Genomic DNA, 24282 nt, shown 5'->3' on the forward strand with positions numbered 1-24282 from the left:
CTTGACCTGCGGAGGGCTCGGTTTTTCATCGCCATGCGGATGGAAGGCGGCTAGGTTCAAGTGAACAGTGTTTTCTCGGGAGACGGTCATGCGGGTACCGATACTCATTCTGGCAGGCCTGTGTTGTCTGCTTGCGGGTTGCGGTGAGGGCGATCCGGTCACGGCGGCGACCAGCGGGCCCGATGGGCCGGACGCGGCCGGTTTTCTGCCGGCAGCACCGAGCGTCGCGCGCGACCATGCCGAAACCTCCGCCCGTCTGGCGGCCTACCCGTCGCAGGACGACCGCCTCGTTCTGCGCGGTTTTGTCGGGCGCGACGAGAATCTTGAGATCCGTAATCCCGACGGCGCGGTGATCTGGCGTCCGGCGGACTATGCCTTCCTCGAGGCGGCGCCGACGGACAGCGTGCATCCGGGTCTGTGGCGCCAGGCTGCGCTGAACCAGGCGCATGGTCTGTTCGAGGTCGCGCCGGGTATCCACCAGGTGCGCGGCTATGATCTGGCGAACATGTCGATCATCGCCGGTGAGACCGGCTGGATCATCATAGACCCTCTGACCTCGGTCGAGACGGCGCAGGCCGCACTGGACCTGGTCAATCGCGAACTCGGCGAACGGCCCGTCAGCGCGGTCATCCTGACCCATTCCCATATCGATCATTTCGGCGGCGCCGGTGCGGTCGCCGGGCCGGATACGCCGGTGATTGCACCGGCCGGATTTCTCGAGGCCGCGGTCAGCGAGAATGTCATGGCCGGCATCGTGATGGGGCGGCGGGCCGGTTATATGTATGGGACCCGCTTGCCGCGGTCGGAACGCGGCCATGTCGGTTCGGGACTTGGCAAGCACCCGGCGCTCGGCACCCATACGATCGCAGCGCCAACGCATATTATTGATCACACAGGTCAGACGCTGGAGATCGATGGCGTGCGTATGGAATTCCAGTATGCGCCGGAGACCGAGGCACCGGCCGAGCTGACCGTCTATTTCCCGGACCTGGAGGCCTGGTGCGGGGCCGAACTGGTTTCGCGCACCCTGCACAATCTCTACACGCTGCGCGGCGCCCAGGTGCGCGATGCCCTGGCCTGGTCGGACGCGATTGACGAGGCATTGACGCGGTTCGGGTCGCGCACCGAGGTGATCTTCAACAGCCATCACTGGCCGGTCTGGGGCGCGTCCGAGAGCGCTGAATTCCTGACCGCCCAGCGCGATGTCTATAAATATATCCACGACCAGACCCTGCGTCTCGCTGCGCAAGGCCTCCGCCCGGACGAGATTGCCGAAACCATCACCCTGCCGGACAGCCTGCAGCCGGTCTTCGCCGTCCAGGGCTATTACGGCACGCTCAAACATAATTCCCGGGCCGTCTATCAACGCTATTTCGGTTGGTATGACGGTGTCCCGGCTCATCTCGATCCCCTGCCGAGGGGCGAGGCCGCGCATCGCTATGTTGCGGCCATGGGCGGTCTGGATGCGGTACTGGCACTCGGCGATGAAGCCCTGGCGTCGGGTGAGTTTCGCTGGGCGGCGGAGTTGTCCCAGCATGCTGTCTTTGCAGAACCGGACTCGCCGTCGGCGCGCTCACTCCTGGCCCGGTCCTATGAACAATTGGGCTATCGCGCCGAAAGCGCCCCCTGGCGTGATGTCTACCTGACTGGCGCTTATGAGTTGCGCCATGGCGTCGAGGCGCTCGACGCAACGGCGGCCGGGACGGCTATCCTGCAGTCTATCCCGCTCGACATGTTCTTTGCCGCCATGGCGACCCGGTTGGACGGTGAGGCGGCAGCGCGGCAGGACCGCATCTTCAATTTCGCCTTTACCGATGTTGATGAGCATTACGTGATCCGTCTGTCCAACGGCGTGATGCACCATCAGGCTGGACCGCCGGTCGATGCGGCCGATGCCAGTGTCACCCTTACCCGGGCCTTCTGGCTGCGCTTGCTGCAGCAGGAGGCCGGGCTGATGGAGATGATCGGCTCGGACGAGTTCGCGGTCAGCGGCGACAGGCTCGCCCTGTTTGGCTTTTTTGCCATGCTGGAACAGCCTGATCCGGGATTTGCGATTGTCACGCCGTAGATTGCTGGTTCAGGGCTTTTGCCAGCGCCTCAAAACCTGATTAACTGCGCCATCAATTTGCCCGGGGGGTTTCATGTACCGCGCCATTTTTGCTGCCAGCCTTGCCGTCATCACCGCTTGCGGAGGCGCCTTGGCGCAGACGACGCCCTTCGAGACCCGCTATGATCCGGCCATCCCGGATTCCCGAGCGGCTTTCGGCTATGGGTTTGGCGAGGAAATCACGCCGCCCGAGGACGCGATCGACTATCTCTACACGCTTGAGGCCGCCGCGCCGGACCGGGTCGAAGTGGTTGAATACGCCCGAAGCTGGGAAGGCCGTCCGCTCGCCTATGCCGTGATTGCGAGCCCCGACACGCTGGCCCGTGTTGACGAGATCCAGTCCGGTCTTGCCAGCCTCGCCGACCCGCGCGGCCTTGATGCGGCCAGTCGCGCCTCGCTGATCGCAGAATTGCCGGCGGTGGTCTGGCTGTCCTACGGCGTGCACGGCAACGAAATCTCCTCGACAGATGCCGGTTTGCGCACGGCCTATCACCTGCTGGCAGCGCAGGATGACCCGATCGTCGAGACGATTTTCGAGAACACGATTGTCGTCGTCGACCCGACCCAGAATCCCGATGGCCGCAACCGTTTCATCCAGAGTTTCCGGGCCGCGCGCGGGCTGGAGTCCAGCGCTGACCGCTACACCGCCGAGCATGACGAGCCCTGGCCGGGCGGACGTTACAACCACTATCTGTTTGACCTCAATCGCGACTGGTTTGCCCGCACCCAGCCGGAAACCCGTGGCCGCACCCAGGCCATTCTCGACTGGCGACCGGTCGTCGTGGTGGATGCGCACGAGATGAGCGGCGACAGCACCTATTTCTTTGCCCCCTCGGCCGAGCCCTTCAATCCGGAAATCGTGCAATCCCAGCGCGATGCCCAGGAGCTGATCGGACGCAATCACGGCAACTGGTTTGACCGCCTCGGCTATGCCTTCTTCACGCGTGAAGTCTATGACGCCTTCTATCCGGGTTATGGCGATATGTGGCCGACCCTGCAGGGCGCCGTGGCCATGACCTATGAGCAGGGCTCGGCGCGCGGGTTGGAATGGCGCCGCCGCGACGGGTCCCTGCTGACCTATGGCGATGGGGTGGACCACCACTTCGTGGCCAGCATTTCCACAGCCCAGGTCGTCGCTGAAAACCGCGAGCGCTTCCTGTCAGACTTTGTCGCCTTCCGCGACAGCGCGGCAAGCAGTTCAACTGATCCGCAGGCGATGATGCTGTCCCTGAGCGGCAATCGCTGGGGCGCGGAACGCATGGCCCGGAATCTCGCCGCGCAGGGCATTGAGGTCGGCCGCGTCGCACCCGGCGTCTCGGCCTGTGGCGCCCGCTTTGAGGAGGGCGGTTTCCTGGTCCGCTTTGATCAGCCGGCCGGGCGCCTGGCCCGGACCCTGTTGGTGCCGACCACAGACCTGCCCGCCGATTTCATGGCCGAGCAGGAACGGCGGCGTGCCGAGGGGCTGGGACACGAGCTGTATGACGTGACCGCCTGGTCGCTGCCGCTCATGAGCAATGTCGACGCCACATCCTGCCGTCGTACGCCGCCTATCTCGACCGAGGCGGTGGAGCCGGAAGCCCCGATTGAACGGGTGACCACGGACCACAGCGCTGACTGGGGTTATGTCATTCCCTGGACCGATGCCGGCCAGGCCCGGCTCGTCGCCGCGCTCGGGCGCGAAGGCGTGATGATGCGGACCAGTGACCTGGCCTTCCGGATCGGAGATCGCCGTTTCCCGCGCGGCTCTGTCGTCATTCCGCGCCATGGCGCACCGGAGGATCTTGATGCCTTGATCAGCCGCCTCGCGGCCGAGAGCGGGGCGCATTTCGAGGGCATGGAGTCGAGCTGGGTTGATGAAGGCCCCAATCCGGGCAGCGGCAATTTCCTGACCCTGCGCGCGCCCAGCGTCGCCATGCTGTGGGACGAGGGTACGGACCCGACGTCCGCCGGTGCGACCCGCTATGTTCTCGAACGCCGCTATGACATTCCGGTCTCGGTGATCCGGACCGGATCGGTCAGCCGCGCCCAGCTGGACAATTACGATGTGCTGATCATCCCCGAGCAGGGCTGGACGGGCCTGTCCGGTGCGCTGGGCAGTTCGGGGACTGCCGCCATCCGCACCTATGTGCGCGGCGGTGGCATCCTGGTTGGTCTGGGCGATGCCACCCGCTGGCTGGCCGATTCCGATACCGGCCTGATCCCGGCCCAGCGCGAGCGAGCCGCCGATGCCCCGCGCGACGCGTCTGCCGGGTCCGGCGAGATCGTCGATGGTACGGTGCTGGCCAATGAGGGCGAGTTGCAGGTCCTCGAGGCGGAAGCGGGAGCCTTGCCCGAATCCTCGCCGGGGGCCCTTGTCAATGTTGAGGCCAACACCAATGCCTGGATGTCGGCTGGATATACGGATGGTGCCGCGGCGCTGGTGATGGGGTCGGATATCTATGCCCCGGTCTCGATGGGCGATGCGACGACCGCGCTGCGCTTTGCCGCGCGTGAGGAGCTGCTCGCCGGCGGCTATCTCTGGGAGGAGTATGCCGACCAGCTGGCGCTGAAGCCTTTCGTCCTGTCGACCCGTCAGGGCGCCGGTCAGGTCGTGGCCATCACGCAATCACCGACAACGCGCGCCTATCTCGAAGGGCTGGACCTTCTGCTCCTGAACGCGGTACTCCTCGGGCCGGCACACTCTCGCGCCCTGCGCTGAGGATTTCGGGCAAACGGTTTCAATCAGGTCGCGGCGCCTTGGCGCCGTGACCGGTGACGGAGTTTGCAATGATGACATGGCGTGCCGGGTATTCCGGCCTTGCAGTGGCGCTGCTGGCGGCCACGCTTCTTTCCCCCCTTTCCGCTTCTGCCCAGGGCGCGCCGGACTTCTCCCCAATGGCCTTGGCCGACAATCTCGATTTCCTGCGCGCCAATACGCCGGTCGGGAATCCCTCGACCCTGCTTTATCGCGGTGAGGGTTTTGTGCTGGTTGTCGATCCGGGGCTCGAGCACACGGCGGAGCTGCTTTCCGAGACGGTGGCAGGCGAACTGGGAGAGGGGACGCTCTATGCGGTCACCACCCACGCCCACCGGGACCATATGGACGCCGCCCCGGCCCTGCCGCGTCCGCTCGTCCAGATCGCGACCGCGCATCAGTTCGACGATCTGCCCGTCCAGCCGGGGATGACGCGCCTCGCGGTGGACGGTGAGATCTCGCTCGGTGGCGGTGCGGTCCGGATCGGGAACTTCCCGAACGCCGCTGCCCATACCGGAGGTGATCTCTGGATCCATTTCCCGGACGCGGGTGTGCTGGCCGTGGGCGATCATTTCTTCCTCGACCGCTACCCTATCATTGACGTCGCCGGCGGCGGCGATCCGGCGGGCTATTTCGCCAATATCGACTGGATGGTCGAGACCTTCCCGGCGGAGACACGCGTCGTCCCGGGCCATTCGACATTCGGGCCCGCCGCGCCGCGTGTGGCAACACTGGGCGACCTCGCGAGCTGGGCTGCCGAGCTGCGAAACTCGGTCTCAGTGATCCGACAGATGGCGGCGCAGGGTCTGAGCGAGGCCGAGATCGTCGAGGCCGGCTTGGGGCCGCGTTTCGTCCATCTGAACGAACGCCCCCGCTTTGTCTCGGAAGAGCGCTGGATCGGCTTCGTCCTGGCCAATCCGCCGCAGCGCTAGCGCCTAGCCCTCGCCCTCAATCTCTTCGCGCAGGGCTTCCAGTTCCAGCCAGCGGTCTTCCTTGTCGGCCCGCTCCTGCATGGCAGCGCCGAGGCGTTCGGAAACCTTTGTGAAGCGGGCGCTATCGGCGAACAGGGCCGGATCGGCCATTTCGGTTTCCAGTCGGGCGATCTCCTCGCTCAGCGCGTCGATCTCGCCGGGCAGGAGTTTGAGGGCGTAGCGATCCTTGTTGGCCATGCGCTTGCGGTCCGGCTTGGACTGGGCGGCTTGGGCTGCCGCCTTTGACCCGGCCTTGCCGCCTGAGGCCTTGCCGCCCGTCTTGTCGAGCGCGCTGACGCCGGCGCCGCGTTGGGTGACCATATCGCCATAACCACCGGCATATTCCTGCCAGATGCCATCGCCTTCCGAGACGATGACGGACGTGCAGCAGCGGTCGAGAAAGTCCCGGTCGTGGGAGACCAGGAAGACCGTGCCGGCATAGTCCGAGATCAGGCCCTGCAGGAGATCGAGCGTCTCCAGGTCGAGATCATTGGTCGGTTCGTCGAGCACGAGGAGATTGGACGGCAGGGCCAGGGCACGGGCCAGCATGACCCGGGCCCGCTCACCGCCCGAGAGAACATGGACCGGCGTGTTGGCCTGTTCCGGCGGGAAGAGGAAGTCCTTCATATAGGCCATGACATGCTTGGTCTTGCCGGCGACTTCGACCTGGTTGCCCGAGCCTTGGGTGAGTGCTTCCGACAGGGTCCAGTCATCCTTGAGAGCCAGGCGCTTTTGGTCGAGCGAGGCAATTTCAAGCTTGGTGCCGAGCCGGACCGAGCCCTCATCCGGGGCCAGCTGGCCGGTCAGGATGTTCAGGAGCGTCGTCTTGCCGGCGCCATTGGGACCGACCAGGCCGATGCGGGCATGGCGGGCAATCTTGGTCGAGAAATCCTTGACGATGGCCCGGTCGCCATAGCTCAGCGAGACCGATTTCGCCTCGGCCACCAGCTTGCCGGAGGCGTCGGCCTCGGTGCTTTCCAGCTTCACTGTACCTTGCGGTCCGCGATGATCGCGGCGTTGTTGCTTGAGCGCGTTGAGCTCGCCCAGGCGGCGGACATTGCGCTTGCGCCGGGCGGTGACGCCATAGCGCAGCCAGTCTTCCTCGCGGACGATCTTGCGGTCGAGCTTGTGCAGCTCGTCCTGTTCCTGCTCCAGCACCGTGTCGCGCCAGGCCTCGAAGGCACCGAAACCCTTGTCCAGCTGCCGGGTCTGGCCACGATCGAGCCAGACGGTCTTGCGGGTCAGGTTTTCCAGGAAGCGGCGGTCGTGGCTGATCAGGACGAGGGCGGAGCGGCAATGACGCAGCTCCTCCTCCAGCCACTCGATCGCCGGCAGGTCGAGATGGTTGGTCGGCTCGTCGAGCAGCAGGATGTCCGGATCCGGTGCCAGGGCGCGGACCAGCGCCGCGCGGCGCGCTTCCCCGCCGGACACTTCGCCGGGTATCTCCTCACCGGTCAGGCCCAGCTTTTCCAGCAGATAGTCGGCGCGATAATCCGCATCGCCTGGCGCCAGCCCGGCCATCACATACTCGCGCAAGGTGGCGTGACCAGTCAGATCCGGATCCTGTTCCAGATAGCGGACGGTGGCGCTGGGGTGGACGAAACGGTCGCCCTCATCCGCCTCAACCTGACCGGCGGCGACCTTGAGCAAGGTCGATTTGCCCGATCCATTTCGCCCGACAAGGCACAGGCGTTCGCCTTCCTCGACCTGCAATTCGGCCCCCGCGAGCAGCGGTGTGACCCCGAAGGTGAGGTGGATGTTCTGAAGCGTGAGAAGCGGTGGAGCCATGAGCCATCGCATACTAGTCCGCGGCTCGCCGGTCACCCGTTTCCGGCAGGATTTCGCTAGGGGGGACAATCCGCTCTCAGCGTCCCTCTAGCGCCAATCCTGAACAAAGCCTCATTTGCGCCATAATCGGGCGAGGCCTAGGCTTGGTCCAAAGCGATTTCAGAGGGACGCCGGCGCGAGCGGGCGAGGGACACATATGCTGACGATCAATAATCTCACCAAGACTTATGGCAATGGCGTGCGCGCCATGGACGGGGTCACGCTGGACATACCCAAAGGCATGTTCGGCCTCTTGGGCCCGAACGGCGCCGGCAAGTCGACGCTGATGCGCACGCTGGCGACCCTGCAGGCGCCGGACAGCGGTACGGCGACTTTTGATGAGATCGATATCGTCAAGGATCCCAAGGCGCTGCGCGCCACGCTGGGCTATCTGCCGCAGGATTTCGGCGTCTATCCGCGCATGTCGGCGCGGGCCATGCTCGACCATCTCGCCGTCCTCAAGGGTCTGACCAATGCCAAGGAGCGCAAACAGGTCGTCGAAGCCCTGCTGGAACAGACCAATCTCTCCCAGCATGCCAAGAAGTCCGTCGCCTCCTATTCCGGCGGCATGCGCCAGCGCTTCGGTATCGCCCAGGCTCTCCTGGGTGATCCGCAGCTGATCATCGTCGACGAGCCGACCGCTGGTCTCGACCCGGAAGAGCGCAACCGTTTCCACAATCTCCTCTCGGAAATCGGCGAGAATGTCGTGGTCATCCTGTCGACCCATATCGTCGAGGACGTCGCCGACCTCTGCCCGAAAATGGCGATCATGAACCAGGGCAAGATTGTCGCCCAGGGCGTTCCGGCCGATCTGGTCAAGGCGCTTGAGGGCAAGGTGTGGTCCAAGACCGCCGCCAAGTCCGATCTCGCCGAACTGCGCACCCGCCACAATGTCATCTCCGAACGCCTGACCATGGGTCAGGTGATGATCCGCGTGCTGGCCGACAGCCAGCCGGGCGATGATTTCGCCGCGGCGACGCCGGATCTGGAAGATGTGTATTTCTCGACCATCCGCGGCGGCCAGTCCGACGCGGCGGCCGCGTAAGTCTCAACCCAGCTGAAAGGAGCACATCATGCTCTCCAAGATCGCCGGGTTCGAGATCCGCTACCAGCTTTTCTCTCCCGTTTTCATCGCGGTTTTCGCGATCTTCTTCCTCCTCGTCTATGGCGGGGTCACGATCGACAATATCCAGGTCGGTGGCGGTGGCGCGACCAATATCAACTCGCCCAACGCCCTCACCATCAATGTCCTGATCTTTTCGCTCTTCGGCGGCCTGATCCCGGTGGCCTTCCTGTCCTCCGGCGTGATCCGGGATCGGAGTTTCAAGACCGAGGAGCTCTTCTTCTCGCGTCCGATCAAGGAGTTCGACTTTGTCCTTGGCCGTTTCATTGGCGGTTTTCTGGCAACGGCGCTGTGCTTCGCCAGCGTCCCGCTGGCCTTCCTGATCGGCTCGGTCATGCCCTGGCTGGACCAGGAATTGATCGGCCCGACGCGGCTGGACTGGTTCGTCTATGTCTATCTGGCCTTCGGCCTGGTGAATATGTGGGTGGTCGGGACAATCCTGTTCACGGTCGCCAATTTCACGCGCTCGACCATGCTGGTCTGGGCCGGATTTGTTGGTCTGCTTGTATTGTATTTTGTTGGTTCAGCCATTGCCGGTCAGGAACCGACCCTGCGCGAGACCCTCGCTCTGATTGACCCCTTCGGCTTCAACACATTCGGTGAGGCGACGCGTTACTGGACGGCGTTCGAACAGAACAGCCAGGTGGTACCGTTCGAAGGCACGCTGCTGGCCAATCGCCTGATGTGGATCGGGATTGGTCTCGCATTATTGATCGTCAATCTCGTGACTTTCCGCTTCCGTCGCGGCAATGCCGGTGGAGGCGCCAAGCGCAAGTCGGCCGTGGCTGCCAAGGGTGCAAGCCATGCCATCACGGATATCGAGCTGCCGCGGGCCACGCCCAATCTGGGCGGCTCGGCATCGCGCCAGCAATTTGCGGCGCGGGTCGGCTTCGAAGTGAAGGGCGTCGTGCTCAATATCGCCTTCTGGATCATTCTGGCCCTCGGCCTGTTCAACACGATCCCGGGCTTCTTCCTTGCCAATGGCATTTACGGGACCGACAATTTCCCGGTCACGCGCGTGATCATGAACACGATCAACGGGGCCTATTCGATCATCCCGATCGTGATCGTGATCTATTACGCAGCCGAACTGATGTGGCGCGAGCGCCGTTTCGGTTTCAACGAAATTACCGACTCCACGCCGACGGAAAGCTGGGTCTTCATCACCGCGAAATTCGTGTCGATGGCGGTGGTGATTACTTCACTGGCCGTGGTCGCTGTCGTGGCCGGCATGCTGTCGCAGCTGGCCATGGGCTATACGGGTCTGGAAATCGGCCAGTACGCCATACGCGGTGTGATGGAGCTCATCATCCCGTCCGTCCTGTTGTCAGCCCTGGCGATTTTCTTCCAGGTCGTGCTGAACAATCGCTGGCTCGGCATGGCGGCGATGCTGGTTTATTTCATCGCGACGCTGGTGATGAGCCAGATCGGGTTTGACCATAATCTCTACCAGTTCGGTGCCCTGCCGGGCGCGCCTTACTCCGACATGAACGGATATGGCCATTTCCTCGGCATTTCGCTCTGGTTCACCGCTTATTGGAGCTTCTGGGCCCTCTTGCTGATGGTCCTGGCCTATCAGCTGTGGAGCCGGGGCGCCCTGAGCCCGATCTTCCAGCGCGTCGGTCGAATGGTGTCAGGCTATTCGCCCGCCACCGGACTTGTCGCCATTATTGCCATTGTCGGCGCTGGCGGCACGGGTGGCTGGATTTTCTACAACACGAACATCCTCAACACCTATATTTCCGGGCCGGATGCCCGGGGGTTGGCGGCGGAGTATGAGCGTCAGTATCTGCACCTGCAGGACGTGCCGCAGCCGACGATTGTCGAGACCGCCTATGATGTCGACATCTATCCCGGTGAGCGTCGCTATACGGCGAGCGGTCATTATGTGCTGGAGAACAAGGAAGACACGGCGATCGATACGCTGTGGATCTCCTACGGCCAGGGCACGACCATACTCTCGCAGGAGATTGAAGGCGGCGAGCTGGCCTCGTCAGATGAGGGTTTCTACCTCTATTCATTCGATCTCGGCACGCCGCTCGAACCCGGTGAAACCCGGCGCTTCGACTTTGCGGTCGAGAACGCCAATCCGGGCTTCCGCAATTCGGGGAATGTGACCACCGTCAATCACAACGGCACCTTCTTCAATAATGGTCAGTCCATGCCGATCATCGGCTTTAACGGCAATTGGCGCCTGACCGACCGGCAGCAACGCCGTCGCGAAGGCCTGGAGCCGATCGAACGGGCTTTCCCGCTCGAGGATGAAACCCATTGGTATGAGAACGGGATCACCAATTCCGACTATGTGACCTTCCGTTCGGAAGTCTGCACGTCGGCGGATCAGACCGCGATCGCCCCGGGTTATCTGGAGCGGAGCTGGGAAGAGACGGGTGAGAACGGCCAGGCGCGTGCCTGTTTCGAATACGTCATGGATCGCCCGATCCTGAACTTCTACTCTTGGCTTTCGGCGGAATATGAAGTGGCGGAGCGGGAGACTGACGGTATTCTCTACCAGGTCTTCTACCATCCCGATCACGCTTGGAATGTCGAACGCATGCTGGAGGCCAGCGAGGACTCGATCGGATATTTCTCCGAACACCTCTCGCCCTATCAGTATCGCCAGTACCGCATCCTGGAATTCCCGGCCTATGCGACTTTCGCCCAGTCCTTCCCGAATACGATCCCGTATTCGGAAGGGATTGGCTTCATCGCCGATCTCTCGGACCCGCAGGACATTGATTATGTCTACTACGTGACCGCTCACGAAGCGGCGCACCAGTGGTGGGCGCATCAGGTCATGTCCGCGAATGTCCAGGGTGGCACGATGCTGATCGAGACCTTCGCCCAGTATTCGGCCCTGATGATCATGCGCCAGGAATATGGCGAGGATCACATGCGTCGCTTCCTGAAGTTCGAGCTCGACAGCTATCTGTCGGGCCGGGGATCCGAAGCGATCGAGGAGCAGCCGCTCTACCGGGTCGAAAACCAGCAATACATCCATTACCGCAAGGGCTCGGTGATCATGTATGCGCTGCAGGACTATGTCGGTGAAGAGACCGTCAACCGGACCATGCAACGCCTGATCGACGAGCGGGCCTACTCGTCCGATCCTTATGCGACAACGCTGGATTTCCTGCGTATCCTGCGCGAGGAGGCCGGTCCCGAGCATGAGGCCATCATCCACGACTTCTTCGAGCGCATCGTTCTCTTTGATCTCAATGTGACCTCGGCCACGGCAAGTGAACGCGAAGATGGTCGCTGGGATGTCGTTCTGGAGGTCGAAGCTCACAAATACGAGGCCGATGGCGCCGGTGAGCAGACCGAGGAGGACATTGATTACATGATCGATATCGGTGTCTTCACGGAAAATCTCGATGATGCCTATGAGGGCAATGATCACGTGCTCTACATGGACAAGCACCGCATCAACGAGACCACGATGCGCATCGAACTGATTGTCGATGAAGAGCCGCTCTATGTCGGCATCGATCCTTACAACAAGCTGATCGACCGCAATTCGGATGATAATCTGATGCCAGTCACGATCGAGTAGACCGGTCTTTCAACCGGATCGGGAGAAGGCCGGCCCCGCTGGGTCGGCCTTTTTCATCAAGGCCTGTGCTGGCAGCCCGTGAGGAGCCATGCCAAACATCATCATGCCCCGCTTCCTGCTTTTGCTCGTGCTGGGCCCGGCCATCCTGCTCGCCGCGGCGGGAGCGACGGCACAGTCGGACGAGACGCTCATTGTGTGGCAGGCCGGGGATGATCCGGGCTGGAGCGCCGCTGATCTCGACACCAGTGACTGGCAATCTCTGGCACACTATTCCGGCGCCCAGGATGGACTGTTCTGGATTCGCGCCCGCCTCGGCGCTCCCGCTCTGGACAGCCCCCTACTCTCCATCCGGTCCAATGCGGCCTATGAGGTCTTTCTGGACGGGCGGGCAATCGGGGGGAGTGGCCGCCCGGGCGAACCGGGCGATGCGCAACGGCCGGAGCTGACCCATATCGGTGTGCCTGCGAGCCTGCTGACCGAGGGGCGGCATGTCCTGGCGTTTCGGATCGACGGCGCCAGCGTGGCAGATGGTGATGCGGCCTTTCTGCGCTTCGAACTTGATGAGGCGGCGACCGTCGCGCGGGCAGATCGGCGACGGGATGCGATGGACGGTGCGGCGGCGCTATTGGCAGGCTTCCTCCTCTTCACCGCGGCCGGGATCTGGATCTGGGGCACGCGCCGAATCGAGCTGATCATGGTGGTCGGCCTTTGCGCCGGGGCGATCGTGATCTTCCTGCTGGATACCGACGGCCGCGCCTTCGCCGTGCCGCTCCTGCCGCCTTTCGCCGCGGTCATCCTTCTCACTCTCGCCAGCATGGCGATTTATACGCTTGCCGCCGCCATCATCCATCGGCGTCTGATGCTCGGTCGTCCTCGGCTCTGGGCCGTCCTCGCGGGGCTTTGCCTTGTGGTCGCGCTCCTGCCCTGGCCCTTCGGCGGCATGGAGAGTGATCAGCAGGCTTTCCTGCTTCTGGCACTTCTGGCCGGCGCAATGAGCCTGTCAGCCTGGTCGCGTCGGCCGCGTCAGGCCCCGATTTATGCCGCGGCATCGCTGATCTGCCTCGCGGCGATCCTCGTGTTCGGCGAGCAATTGCGGATATTCCTCGCCCTGCTCGTTGCCCTGATCTCGGTAAGCATGATCGTCGATGTCGTGTTGGGTGAGATCAAAATTCGGCGGGCCGAGCTGCGAGCCTCGCGCCTGCAGGCGGCCTTGGTGAAGCGCAATATCCAGCCGCACTTCATCATGAACAGCCTCACCGTCGCGTTGGAATTGCAGGAGACGGATGCGGCTGCCGCCCGGGATTTCATTCGGGCCCTGTCCGAGGAGTTCCGGTCCCTGGCCAGCATGATCGAGCAGACGCGTGTGACCCTGCGTGAGGAACTGGCCCTGTGCCACAGTCATCTGAAAATGATGGCCTTGCGGCTCGAGGCGCAGCTGACCCTGGAGACGGAGGGGTTGGAGGAGACGGCGGAATGTCCGCCGGGCCTGTTCCATACGCTGATCGAGAATGCCATCAGCCATAATCGCTATGATGGCCAGCGCGTGACCCTGTCCTTGACCGCCAAAGCGAATGGGTCCGGGACCACTTACTTGCTGCGCGTACCCGTCCTCGGCGCGCGCGCCGCATCTGCGCTCGGCTCGGGTTCGGGCACGCGCTACATCGAGGCGCGGTTGGAGGAGTTCGCGCCCGGGCGCTGGTCTTTCGAGGCGGCGCCGGACGGGGAGGACTGGGTCAGTCGGATCCATATCGCCGGAGTGGGTGAATGAGCCGGGTCAATATTCTGATCGTGGAGGACGAGCCCATCGTCGCCCGCCGGGTCGAACGCCATTGTCGGGCCGCGCTGGGCGAGGGGGCCGGGCGGATCGAACGGGTCGATGGTGTCGAGGCGGCCGTCGATCAATTGCAGACCGGCGATTTCGGCCTGGTCATGCTCGATCTCAATCTGCATGGCGAGGACGGGTTCTCGATTCTGGATCGCATGACCAGCCATTCCGCCCATACCATTATCGTGTCGGCCTATGCCGACCAGGCCGCACGGGCCTTTGATCATGGCGTTCTGGATTTCGTCACCAAGCCCTTCGAGGCCGAGCGGATTGCGCTGGCCATTGAACGCTTTCGCGGCAAGGCGGAAACACGATCAGAGAAGGCGCGCTATCTGAGCTTTCGCAATGGGCGTCGCATCGAACGGGTGTCGCTGGACGAGGTCAGCCTGGTCCGTGGCGCTGACAAATACGCCGAGGTGGTGCTGGGTGATGGCCGCGTGAAGCTGCATGACAAGTCGATCGGCAAGCTCGCCGCCTTGATGCCGGACAATTTCATGCGGGTGCACAAGTCCTGGATCGTGAGGCTCGATGGCGTGGAACGCCTGGAGTCCTTTCCCGGCAATCGTCACGAGCTGATCCTGAAAACGGGTGAGCGCGCGCCCGTCAGCCGATCCCTCATCGGCCAGGTGCGCGCGCTCTTCCAGTAGATCGGCGGGTGTCAGAAGGAAACGCGGACGCCGGCCCCGAGCGTGTATCCGTCATACTGGAAGGATACGTCTGACGAGCCGAGCGGGGCCGTCAGCGCGTGATCGGTTTCCATCACGCGCATGTATCGCAGATCCGAGAACAGTTCGACGCGCTCGGAGATCTGGATGCTTGCGCCTCCGATCAGCTGGAATGAGAGGGCGGAGGCGTCCCCGGAAACCGTTCCACCCGCGCCCGCATAATCGGCCGTCACCCGGGCCAGACCCAGCCCGCCACCGAGATAGGGCGAGACCCGACCGTCGGTATTGAAGTCGACAAAAGCATTGGCCATCAGGCTGGTCGCGGCCAGCCCTTCCCCGCTCACTGCCTGGTCAGTGCCGGCGATCGAGAAATTATTGATCTCGCCGCCGCGGCGCGCCAGCTCGATCTCGAAGCGCATGCCGTCATAGCGGCGGCCGACGGCGATGGCGTAGTAGGCGGCATTGCCCAACTCGCTTTCAATATCGACGCTACCGGAGCTGGCGTCAGTTTCCTCGACCGCGCGCAGGCCGAACTGGCCGGAGACATAGGTTTCCTCCTGGGCATGGGCGATCGCACTGAAGGAGAGGGTGGCCGTGGCGGCGATGAGGGTTGCGTACTTCATTGTCGTCATCCTGTGTTGGACCATGAACACTCAGCCGTCCAGCACAGGTCGCGGCTGGCTCGGCTCGTCAGAGCTTTGGCCTAGGGCAGGATGACGTGGCGCGGCAGGGGGCGGTTCGCGAACGGCTCGGCAGCGGACGGGAATGGCTCGATCCGGGCAGGTCCGGGTCTCGCATGTCGACCGTCATCTTTCGACGGGTCGGGGCGCGCGGCGCATTGTCAGACGGGTCGTGAACGGGCGTGGGATTGGTCAGGCGGCGCTGAACGTCTGGACGACCGGGTGAGGGATGGGTGAATGTGTGCGCCGGCGAGCATCGTCCAGGCGGCTTTCGCTGCCGGGCGAAACCCGGGTTACGCTGGCGATGAAGTCAGAGAACAGCATCACCGCCTCGCGCGCTTGCAGGAAACCCTTGGAATTCTGCTTGGACCAATAGGTCCAATAGCCCGGGATATGACTGACAACGGAGAGGTCGCTTCCCACGTCGTAGAAGAGACTCGGGGCTTTCAGCAGGAAGTTGCGGAAGCCGTTGGCGTCCTCGCCGCGACAGAAGCGACCGAAGACGAGCTCATATTCATCCATCACCGAGGTCAGGCTTTTCCAGCGATGCCGGGTTTCCTCGATTATGGAGCGGCGCATGTGCTGAAGCTCGTTATACTCGTGATCCGAGGCTCCGACGATGGTTACGGCCTTGAGCTGGGTGATGAAGGATTTCAGCGCATCAAGTGCTTCGCCCATGCTCCAGCGATAATAGAGAATGCCTTTCCAGCCGAAGATGCCGGTCTTGAACTCGATTTCGGTCATGTCGAGCGACTTGCGCAAAGCCTGCATGCGGCCGTCCAGATCGCCGGAGAGGAGCTGGCGCGTAAAGCGCATCGCACGCTCGTCATCTCGGCCGGCATCAGTCGTCCCGAACGCCAAGGCTACCACTGAGACAATCTGCTTGGCGACGGATTGCTCCATCCGCTCCACCTCGGCATCGGTTATGTTGAAGTAGCATTCATCAATGGGGCGGACATGATCGCGGAACCGCTCGGCCAGCAGGAAAGGGTCGAAGGAAGGCAGGGCGGCCAGTTCACGAAGGCGGATCATGTCGAGATCCATCAGATGGGGCTCTTCCTTGCTCTCGAACAGCGAGCGCATCTTGTTGGCAAAGCCGATTTCCTCGACGAAAACGGCGTGGCCGCCCAGCGCGAGATCATCATGGGCAAGCGGCACAAGCACCTTGGTCACCACGGGCTGGCTCGACATCACATAGGGCCGCTCATGCGCCCGCACGGTATGTTTGACGATGAAGCAGCGGTTGAGCCGGGAATTGAGAAAGAAGGGGGCGTCGGCATGGGCGTCGAATTCGCCGTAGCGCCCAGCGATCGAGTGCAGGTCGAGGATACGCGAGGTCGCACCGCCCTTGACGATATTGCGCAGATCGGACCGGACGGTTTCGCGAATACGTGTCATCAGCACCCCTTCTCGTGACCTGCAGGCTAGACAGGGGCGATTTAAGGATCGGTCTGCCAACCCGACCGAATTCGAAATTCAATTGAATAGAATGCGGAATGCCACGGTTAATGTGCGGCCGGTTTGAGACGCGCGAACAGAAGCCCGGACAGGCCGCCGCCGATCGACAGCATCAGCAAACCACTGATTTCCCGGCTTGAGGCGACCGGTGTGATCAGCGAGCCGAGGGCGGTGCGATAGTAAATCGTGATCGCCGAAATCATCACGATGATGGCGACGGCGCCCGCCAGAAAATATCCGATAGAGCGCCAGCCGGGTCCCAATGCCCGGGAAACAAGGCCGGCGACCGGAAAGGCGATGGCAAATCCGATGCCGGTCAGCGCGGCCAGCGTCGGGCCGAAACCGGCGAGATCACGGCCAAGGGCGTCGAGGCGGACAGCCAGCGGAATGTCGGCCCCGATTGCGACCAGCGCCTGCAGATCGATATGCGTATTGGCCAGGCTGACGAGAAACGTTCCGACCAGGACGGCGGCCAGATAACTTGCCGTGATACGCAACCGGTTCATCTTCCTGACCCATCCGGGCCCTCTACAGCCTGCGATGGAGCCTATAGGGTGACGCCGGTTGCGACAATTCGGGAGTGGCGCGATGCGCATGATCTGGGCAAGTCTGGCCTTGGTGGCAGCGGTGATGACCGGGCCCGCAATCGGGCAGTCGGAAAGTCGCGCGCCAGAACTGGACACCGTGGCCGAGGGCCTTGAGTACCCCTGGAGCCTGGCCTTCCTGCCTGATGGCCGGATGCTTGTCACCGAGAAGCCCGGCCGCTTGCGCATTGTCACACCTGATGGCGACCTTTCCACCCCGGTCAGCGGTGTGCCCGACGTCCTCTGGTCCGGTCAGGGTGGGCTGCTGGACGTGGCATTGGCGCCGGACTTCGCGGATAATCAAGAGGTCTATCTGACCTGGAGTGCGGGTGAGCCGGACGACAACACGCTCTATCTTGGTCGCGGCCGGTTTGAGGGCGAAGCCCTTCAGGACTTCGAAATTCTGTTCGAAGCTGCGCCGCACCGACAATCCAATGTCCATTATGGCGGCCGGATCAGCTTTCTGCCCGGCAGCATTACGGATCATCGTGCCGATAGCCATGCGCCGGTTCCCGAAACGCTGGTGCTGGGCATTGGAGACGGTTTCGATTTTCGCGAGCAGGCTCAGATTCCGTCCAGCCATCTCGGCAGTTTCGTTCGCCTGACCCTGGATGGCAGGCCGATGCCATCCCCGTTTGAAGGCGCCGCGCCCGGCGTTTTCTCGATCGGGCACCGCAATCCGCAAGCTGTGCTCTTCGACCCGGTCAGCGGTATTCTCTATGCCAATGAGCACGGTCCGCGCGGTGGCGATGAGATCAATGTCCTGATCGAGGGCCGCAATTATGGCTGGCCGATCGTCAGCGAGGGCACGGACTATACCGGGGCGCTGGTGACGCCGTTTGAGGCCTATGCGGGCATGGCGGAACCCCTGCACGTCTGGACGCCCTCCATCGCGCCGGCCGGGATGGCGCTCTATCGCGGTAACATGTTTCCCGAATGGGAGGGCGATCTGCTCGTCGCGGCCCTGATCGCCGGTGATGCCGACACCCCGTCCGGCCATGTCCGTCGTGTCGATCTGCAGAGCGGTGAAGTCGTCGGTGAGGCGATCCTCTTCGGTGAACTGGAAGCCCGTATCCGCGATGTCCGTGTGGCTCCGGATGGCGCGGTCTGGCTGCTCACTGACGAGGCGGACGGGCGCCTGGTCCGGGTGTCGCGTTAGAGCGGTTTATTCTGCCGGAGCCGGTTCGGCCGTCCCCGGCCCGCTCTCCTTGCGGGCGAAGCCGAAGAAGCCGGCCAGGCGGGACGGCGCGCCGAGCATGACCGGCGTGAGCAGCAGGGTCAGCAGGGTCGAGAAGCCCAGGCCCCAAACCACGGCCGAGGACAATTGCACCCACCATTCGCTGGCCGGACCGCCGATCGACAGCGTGCCGTGGGCAAAGTCGGCATTGATCTGGAAGACCATCGGCAAGAGGCCGAAAATCGTGGTGATCGTGGTCAGCATGACCGGTCGCAATCGCTGGGCTGCTGTCCGAACAATCGCCTCATCGACCGACATGCCGAGGCCGCGCAGGCGCTGGAAGGTGTCGATCAGGACGATATTGTTGTTCACGACAATCCCGGCCAGCGTCACCACGCCCGTGCCCAGGAAGAGGATGGAGATATAGGGAAAGGTCAGCATTACGCCGAGCAAGACCCCGATGACCGACAGCACCACAGCCTGCAGGGTCAGCAGGACATGCCAGAAATTGTTGAACTGCCAGAGCAGGATGACCGCCATCATGAAGAGTGAGGCGGCCATGGCGCTGGCAAAGAAGGCGCCGGCCTCGGCATTCTCCTCGTCGGCACCGAGATAATTGACCTCGACCGAGCGCGGAATGGTGCCGTCGGCGATGCGGTCCGCAATGAAGCCGCGAAGGTCGGTCAACAGGATATTGCCGGCATAGCCTTCATCGGCATTGGCGCGAACAATGAGGACGCGCTTGCCGTCACGGCGCGAGATCGAGTCGAGGCGTTGGCGCGCTTCCCGGGTCACAAAATTGGAGATTGGCACGGCGCCGGTCTGGGTGTTCACACGCAGATCGTCGAGCCGTGAAATGTCGCGGTCGGCAGCGGGAAAGCGGACGCGGATATCGACTTCCTCATCGGCATCGTCCGGACGGTAGCGGCCGACCAGTGTGCCTGTTGTGACCAGCTGCACGGCGGCGCCCAGCTGGGTCACGTCGGCGCCGTAGCGCCCGGCTTCCTCGCGGTCGACATCAAGCCGCCATTCCACGCCCGGCAGCGGCAGGGTGTCATCGATATCGACCAGCCCGTCCATCTGGTCGACATAGCCGCGCACGAGACGAGTGGCTGCCTCCAGTGCCTCTGCATCATTCGAGCGCAGCTCGACCTGGATATCCTTGCCGACCGGCGGTCCCTGCTGGAAGGGGCGGACCTCGATGATAACCCCGGGTATCCCGACCATGGCCTCGCGAATCTGCCGCTCGATCAGACGGCCATTGGGGCGTTGGCCAAAGGGTTCGAACTCGACAAAGATGCGCGCCACGCTATCCGCCGGTGCCGCACCGACGCCGTCGAAAGGCGAGCGGCCGGGCGGTGTGCCAGCGACGGTGTAATAGCCCTTGATCCCCTCAATGCCGGCCAGCCGGGTCTCGGCTTCCAGCGCCAGCTCATACTGCTCGGCCGGGGAGAGATTGCCGCGGGCCCGCACGAAGACATAAAGCTGCTCCGGCTCGGCATCGAGGAAGAATTCCGTGCGCATGTTCGAGGCGGTCGCGCCGAAGCTGAATACAACGCCGACGACAATGGTGACCGCGGCGAGTGCGACCATGACCGGCCGTTTGACAAGCCGGGCGATCAGGCGAGCGTAATGGCCAGTGAGCCCGGGCAGGTCGGTGGGATCACCATCTTCCTGGGCGTTGAGATGCGCGACCGCGCTGTTGGTATCAACTACCCCGCCCTTGCGACCGAAGACCGAGCCCAGGGTCGGCAGAAAGACAAGCGCCATGACCAGGGCCGAGCTCAAAACGAAGATCAGGGTCAGTGGCAGGAAGGCCATGTACTGGCCCGGGATGGAATCCCAGAACAGGAAGGGCACGAAGGCCGCCAGTGTTGTCGCTGTGGAGGAGACGATCGGCCAGAACATACGCTTGCCGGCACTGGCATAGGCTTCCTTGCGGGTCGCGCCTTCGGCCAGTTTTCGGTCGGCATATTCGACGACGACGATGGCACCATCGACCAATAGACCGACCGCCAGGACCATGGCGAACATGACCATGAAATTGACGGTCAGCCCGTAGATGTCGAGCAGGAGAAAGGAGAAGAGGAAGCTGGATGGGATCGCGATGCCGACCAGCAGTGCCGAGCGCAGGCCCAGGGCCGCGACCACGATGATCAGGACCAGGATGATGGCCAGCATGATCGAGGAAGTCAGGCTCTGCAGGCTGTCGCGGACATAGGTCGACAGGTCGAGGGAGAAATCGTGACGAATGGTTTCCGGCCAGGTCGCGGCAATCTCATTGGTCAGCGCGCGGACGGCGGCGGCGGTGTCCATGATATTCTCGCCGGAGCGACGCACGACCTGGAGAGTATAGGCCGGGGCGCCGTTATAGCGGGCGAAACTGTCGGCATCCTTGAAGGTCCGGCGCACTGTGGCGACGTCCTGCAGGGTCACGACGGTATCGCCGGATCGGGTCAGGGGCAGGTTGAGCGCATCCTCTGCCTCTTCAAACAGGCCCGGCACCTTGACCTGAAAGCGTGCCTCGCCGCTGTCCAGTGAGCCGGCGGCGATCAGCCGATTATTGGACTGCACCGCATTGAAGAGCTGGGCATAGGTGACGCCATAGGTTTCCAGCCGCGCCGGGTCGATGACGATTTCCAGCACTTCCTCACGCAGGCCCTGAATGTCGACCTGCAGGATTTGCGGCAGAGCCTCCAGCTCGTCCTCGAGGGCGCGGGCGGTACGGTAAAGGGCGCGCTCCGGCGCCTCGCCATAGATCTGAACGGCGATGGTCGGGGCGAGCGCGGAATTGAATTCCTGAATGACCGGCTCGCGGACATCTTCCGGGTATTCCCGGCGCGCCATGTCGACGGCTTCACGGACATCGAGCACCGATTGGTCGGCGTCGAAGGGAACGTCGAACTCCGCCACCAGCGTGCCGGCGCCCAGGCTGGCCGTGCCATTGAGCTCTTCCAGGCCCTCGATCGCGCGCATCTCGGTTTCGGTCGGGCGGACGATCAGGCGTTCGGCGTCTTCCGGGGAAATCCCGTCGAGCGGTACGGCGACGATGACGAAGGGGAAGGGAATGTCGGGGTCGGCTTCGCGCGGCAGTGTTGCGAAGGCGATCAGTCCGGCGATCAGCGCGCAGACGAAAATGGCCAGGATCATCCGCGCCCGGCCGATGGCGAAATCGACGAGACCGGTCACCGGCTCGCTCCCTCCTCACGCACCTCGACACGCGTGCCATCCGATACAAAGTCCTGTCCGAGCACGATGATCTGTGCCGTGTCCGGCAATCCGCTCACCCAGACCTGCTCGCCATCATCGCTGAGGAGCTCGATCGGGAGAAAACGGACCGTGTCGCCATTTTCGATGATCCGCACGCCCAGATCACCGTCGGAGTTCAATGCGAGGATGGACGCCGGCACGCGGTGGGCCGGTTCCAGCGGCAGGTTGAGGCGGATTTCAGCCGTAATGCCGGAGCGGATTGCGCCATCCGGATTGGGCACTTCCAGCTCGACCCGGAAGGTCCGGGTTGCCGGATTGGCGCGGCGTTCCACAAAGCGGATCGTCCCGTCGACCTGCTGTCCGCTGAGCAGGCGTGCACTGCCAGGCATGCCCGGTTGCAAGGCCATCACATCGCGCTCGGCGACTTCCGCGATGACCAGGATGGGGTCGAGCTGAAGGACCGTGCCGCACGGATCGCCGGTTCGCAGGAAGTCACCGATTTCGGCATCGCGCCCGTCGAAATAACCGTCGAAGGGGACGCGCAACTCGATATTGGCCAACTCTTCCCGGGCGGCGCGAAGCTGGGCGCGGGCCGCGTCGCGAGCGGCCTCCATTGCGGCGACCTGGTTGGAGGAGCGGTGGCCGCGCGCCATCAGTTCGACGGCGGCGTCATATTCCAGCTGGCGGGCGCGCAAATCGGCTTCGGCCTGATCGACGCCGGCGGCGCGGGCATCGACGTCGAGCCGGCAGATGACATCGCCGGCCGAGACCGGGCTGCCTTCCTGGATGGGGGCTTCGACCACGCGGCCGCCGGTTTCGGCGCGGACAGTCACGGCGCGGATCGTCTCGGTCCGGCCGCGCAGGCGCAGCTCGGCCGGGCGCGGCGAGGCAGTGACCGTCCGGGTGACGACTTCAAACAGTGGGTGCGTGCTTGAGGCTTCGTCCGGCTGGATGACGGCGTCGCTGCGCAGGGCGGTTCCAACCGTGAACAGCAACACCACGGCCAGAAAGATGCCGGCCGCATAAAGGTAGGACGAATTGAACTTCATGACCAAATCTGTCTCGTCGGAAACGGTCGACGCGTCGCCCGGCCAGCGAACGTCGTTCACTTTCCCTAGAGATACCCCCCATCCCGTTTCATGGCGAGAACAAATCCGCGAAATGTCCTCGCCCAGTCTTTTTTGTCACACGACCTGACCGGCAGACCAGCCGGACGACCATGCCCACTGGAAGTTGTATCCGCCAAGCCAGCCCGTAACGTCAACAACTTCGCCGATAAAATACAGGCCGGGCACGTTTCGCGCAGCCATGGTGCGACTGTCCAGGCCCGCCGTATCGACCCCGCCCAGCGTCACTTCGGCTGTGCGATAGCCTTCCGAGCCCGTCGGTGTCAGCGGCCAGGCTTCCAGTCGATCGGCAAAGGCCCTCAGGCGCCTGTCGGACTGGTCGGCCAGATTGCCGGTAATCGCCGCCTCCTCGACCAGCATCAGGGCGAGACGTTTGGGCAGGTGCTCGGCCAGCGCGGTCTGCACCGCCTGTCGTCCATTGGCCTGCCGCGCCTCGCGCAGCAGGGCGTAGAAGTCCAGATCCGGGCGAAGGTGAAGGCGGATATCGTCGCCTTCGCGCCAATAGGAGGATATCTGCAGGATCGCCGGCCCGGACAGGCCACGATGGGTGAAGAGCATGGCCTCTTCGAACCGGATCCTGTCGTGACAGGCAGCCCCGTCCACAGCGACTCCGGCCAGGGGTTTGAACCGCTCCAGCGTGTCGGGGTCAAAGGTCAGCGGCACCAGTCCCGGGCGGGTCTCGACGAGGTCGAGCCCGAATTGGCGCGCGATATCATAGCCAAACCCGGTCGCGCCCATTTTCGGAATGGATTTGCCGCCCGAGGCAATGACCAGGGAGGTCGCGTCCAGCTTTGAGCCGTCCGACAGCGCAATGGCAAAGCCTTCGCCCTTGCGCTCGACCGAGGTCGCCGAGGTCGACAGACGCAGCTCGCCACCCGTCTGGCGCAGGTCTTTCAACAACGCAGCGATGATGTCCTTGGCCGAATGGTCGCAGAAGAGCTGTCCCAGCGTTTTCTCGTGCCAGGCAATGCCATGCCCGTTGACCCAGTCAACGAAGTCCCACTGGGTGTAGCGCTTCAGCGCCGACTTGGCGAAATGCCGGTTTTGCGACAGGAAATTCTCGGCTGTCGCGTGCATGTTGGTGAAGTTGCAGCGGCCGCCGCCAGAGATGCGGATCTTTTCGGCCGGGGCCTTTGCATGCTCGATCAAGGTGACCGAGCGACCGCGCTTGCCGGCCTCGATGGCGCACATCAGGCCGGCGGCGCCAGCGCCGATAATGACGACATCGCGGGCTGCCATGG

15 protein-coding genes are annotated in these 24282 nt (G+C 63.4%); 8 read left to right on the forward strand and 7 right to left on the reverse strand.

Annotation, left to right across the window (positions count from 1 at the left end; genetic code table 11):
- Positions 1–88 precede the first annotated feature (88 nt).
- From Q0X62_RS08280 to Q0X62_RS08290, 3 genes are all read left to right on the forward strand, one after another.
- Entirely contained in the window at positions 89–2068 is a 1980-nt protein-coding gene (locus tag Q0X62_RS08280) for an alkyl sulfatase dimerization domain-containing protein (RefSeq protein ID WP_297733934.1), read from the forward strand.
- A 73-nt stretch (positions 2069–2141) separates the two neighbouring features.
- Positions 2142–4805: a M14 family metallopeptidase gene (locus Q0X62_RS08285; RefSeq protein WP_297733937.1), complete on the forward strand. Its 2664-nt coding sequence runs from the start codon at positions 2142–2144 to the stop codon at positions 4803–4805.
- A 68-nt stretch (positions 4806–4873) separates the two neighbouring features.
- The gene (locus Q0X62_RS08290) at positions 4874–5773 is read left to right on the forward strand and encodes an MBL fold metallo-hydrolase (protein ID WP_297733940.1); all 900 of its coding nucleotides are present in this window, start codon (positions 4874–4876) and stop codon (positions 5771–5773) included.
- Between the two features lie 3 nt (positions 5774–5776).
- Here Q0X62_RS08290 and Q0X62_RS08295 read toward each other — a convergent pair whose 3' ends face one another.
- Positions 5777–7600 carry an ATP-binding cassette domain-containing protein gene (locus Q0X62_RS08295; RefSeq protein WP_297733943.1) on the reverse strand — a complete coding sequence of 608 codons (1824 nt, stop codon included), beginning with the start codon at positions 7598–7600 and terminating at the stop codon, positions 5777–5779.
- 196 nt (positions 7601–7796) lie between these two features.
- Between Q0X62_RS08295 and Q0X62_RS08300 the strand changes: the two genes are divergently transcribed.
- The 4 genes from Q0X62_RS08300 to Q0X62_RS08315 all read left to right on the forward strand — a co-directional run bounded on the left by Q0X62_RS08300 (position 7797) and on the right by Q0X62_RS08315 (position 14787).
- Positions 7797–8684 (forward strand): ABC transporter ATP-binding protein, encoded by an 888-nt coding sequence (locus Q0X62_RS08300; RefSeq protein ID WP_297733945.1) that lies wholly within the window; start codon positions 7797–7799, stop codon positions 8682–8684.
- 28 nt (positions 8685–8712) lie between these two features.
- Positions 8713–12315, forward strand: a complete 3603-nt coding sequence (locus Q0X62_RS08305) for a M1 family aminopeptidase (RefSeq protein ID WP_297733948.1) — start codon at positions 8713–8715, stop codon at positions 12313–12315.
- A gap of 88 nt (positions 12316–12403) precedes the next feature.
- The gene (locus Q0X62_RS08310) at positions 12404–14083 is read left to right on the forward strand and encodes a histidine kinase (protein WP_297733950.1); all 1680 of its coding nucleotides are present in this window, start codon (positions 12404–12406) and stop codon (positions 14081–14083) included.
- The gene (locus tag Q0X62_RS08315; RefSeq protein ID WP_297733954.1) at positions 14080–14787 is read left to right on the forward strand and encodes a LytTR family DNA-binding domain-containing protein; all 708 of its coding nucleotides are present in this window, start codon (positions 14080–14082) and stop codon (positions 14785–14787) included. The genes Q0X62_RS08310 and Q0X62_RS08315 overlap by 4 nt, the downstream gene beginning before the upstream one ends.
- Before the next feature lie 11 nt (positions 14788–14798).
- On the opposite strand, the gene Q0X62_RS08320 is transcribed toward Q0X62_RS08315, so the two are convergent.
- From Q0X62_RS08320 to Q0X62_RS08330, 3 genes are all read right to left on the reverse strand, one after another.
- Complete coding sequence (locus Q0X62_RS08320) at positions 14799–15428, reverse strand: outer membrane beta-barrel protein (RefSeq protein WP_297733957.1); 630 nt, start codon at positions 15426–15428, stop codon at positions 14799–14801.
- A gap of 249 nt (positions 15429–15677) precedes the next feature.
- Positions 15678–16883, reverse strand: a complete 1206-nt coding sequence (locus Q0X62_RS08325; protein ID WP_297733960.1) for a hypothetical protein — start codon at positions 16881–16883, stop codon at positions 15678–15680.
- A gap of 107 nt (positions 16884–16990) precedes the next feature.
- Positions 16991–17449, reverse strand: a complete 459-nt coding sequence (locus Q0X62_RS08330) for a hypothetical protein (protein WP_297733963.1) — start codon at positions 17447–17449, stop codon at positions 16991–16993.
- An 82-nt stretch (positions 17450–17531) separates the two neighbouring features.
- Between Q0X62_RS08330 and Q0X62_RS08335 the strand changes: the two genes are divergently transcribed.
- A complete protein-coding gene (locus Q0X62_RS08335; protein WP_297733967.1) occupies positions 17532–18686 on the forward strand; it encodes a PQQ-dependent sugar dehydrogenase in 1155 nt (384 codons plus the stop codon).
- A 6-nt stretch (positions 18687–18692) separates the two neighbouring features.
- Here the strand turns inward: Q0X62_RS08335 and Q0X62_RS08340 are convergent, their stop codons facing one another.
- From Q0X62_RS08340 to Q0X62_RS08350, 3 genes are all read right to left on the reverse strand, one after another.
- The gene (locus tag Q0X62_RS08340) at positions 18693–21893 is read right to left on the reverse strand and encodes an efflux RND transporter permease subunit (protein ID WP_297733970.1); all 3201 of its coding nucleotides are present in this window, start codon (positions 21891–21893) and stop codon (positions 18693–18695) included.
- Entirely contained in the window at positions 21890–22963 is a 1074-nt protein-coding gene (locus Q0X62_RS08345) for an efflux RND transporter periplasmic adaptor subunit (RefSeq protein WP_297733973.1), read from the reverse strand. The genes Q0X62_RS08340 and Q0X62_RS08345 overlap by 4 nt, the downstream gene beginning before the upstream one ends.
- A gap of 135 nt (positions 22964–23098) precedes the next feature.
- Positions 23099–24280 (reverse strand): NAD(P)/FAD-dependent oxidoreductase, encoded by a 1182-nt coding sequence (locus Q0X62_RS08350; protein ID WP_297733976.1) that lies wholly within the window; start codon positions 24278–24280, stop codon positions 23099–23101.
- Between the last annotated feature and the right edge of the window lie 2 nt (positions 24281–24282).

It is taken from the genome of uncultured Maricaulis sp., assembly GCF_947259345.1.
GTDB lineage: Bacteria > Pseudomonadota > Alphaproteobacteria > Caulobacterales > Maricaulaceae > Maricaulis.

Excerpts from the sequence above, each read along its gene's own strand:
- Q0X62_RS08305 (WP_297733948.1), top strand. The coding sequence starts at position 8,713 with ATGCTCTCCAAGATCGCCGGGTTCGAGATCCGCTACCAGCTTTTCTCT.
- Q0X62_RS08335 (WP_297733967.1), top strand. The coding sequence starts at position 17,532 with ATGCGCATGATCTGGGCAAGTCTGGCCTTGGTGGCAGCGGTGATGACC.
- Q0X62_RS08280 (WP_297733934.1), top strand. The coding sequence starts at position 89 with ATGCGGGTACCGATACTCATTCTGGCAGGCCTGTGTTGTCTGCTTGCG.
- Q0X62_RS08345 (WP_297733973.1), bottom strand. The coding sequence starts at position 22,963 with ATGAAGTTCAATTCGTCCTACCTTTATGCGGCCGGCATCTTTCTGGCC.
- Q0X62_RS08320 (WP_297733957.1), bottom strand. The coding sequence starts at position 15,428 with ATGAAGTACGCAACCCTCATCGCCGCCACGGCCACCCTCTCCTTCAGT.
- Q0X62_RS08295 (WP_297733943.1), bottom strand. The coding sequence starts at position 7,600 with ATGGCTCCACCGCTTCTCACGCTTCAGAACATCCACCTCACCTTCGGG.
- Q0X62_RS08285 (WP_297733937.1), top strand. The coding sequence starts at position 2,142 with ATGTACCGCGCCATTTTTGCTGCCAGCCTTGCCGTCATCACCGCTTGC.
- Q0X62_RS08290 (WP_297733940.1), top strand. The coding sequence starts at position 4,874 with ATGATGACATGGCGTGCCGGGTATTCCGGCCTTGCAGTGGCGCTGCTG.
- Q0X62_RS08310 (WP_297733950.1), top strand. The coding sequence starts at position 12,404 with ATGCCAAACATCATCATGCCCCGCTTCCTGCTTTTGCTCGTGCTGGGC.
- Q0X62_RS08350 (WP_297733976.1), bottom strand. The coding sequence starts at position 24,280 with ATGGCAGCCCGCGATGTCGTCATTATCGGCGCTGGCGCCGCCGGCCTG.
- Q0X62_RS08325 (WP_297733960.1), bottom strand. The coding sequence starts at position 16,883 with ATGACACGTATTCGCGAAACCGTCCGGTCCGATCTGCGCAATATCGTC.
- Q0X62_RS08300 (WP_297733945.1), top strand. The coding sequence starts at position 7,797 with ATGCTGACGATCAATAATCTCACCAAGACTTATGGCAATGGCGTGCGC.
- Q0X62_RS08315 (WP_297733954.1), top strand. The coding sequence starts at position 14,080 with ATGAGCCGGGTCAATATTCTGATCGTGGAGGACGAGCCCATCGTCGCC.
- Q0X62_RS08330 (WP_297733963.1), bottom strand. The coding sequence starts at position 17,449 with ATGAACCGGTTGCGTATCACGGCAAGTTATCTGGCCGCCGTCCTGGTC.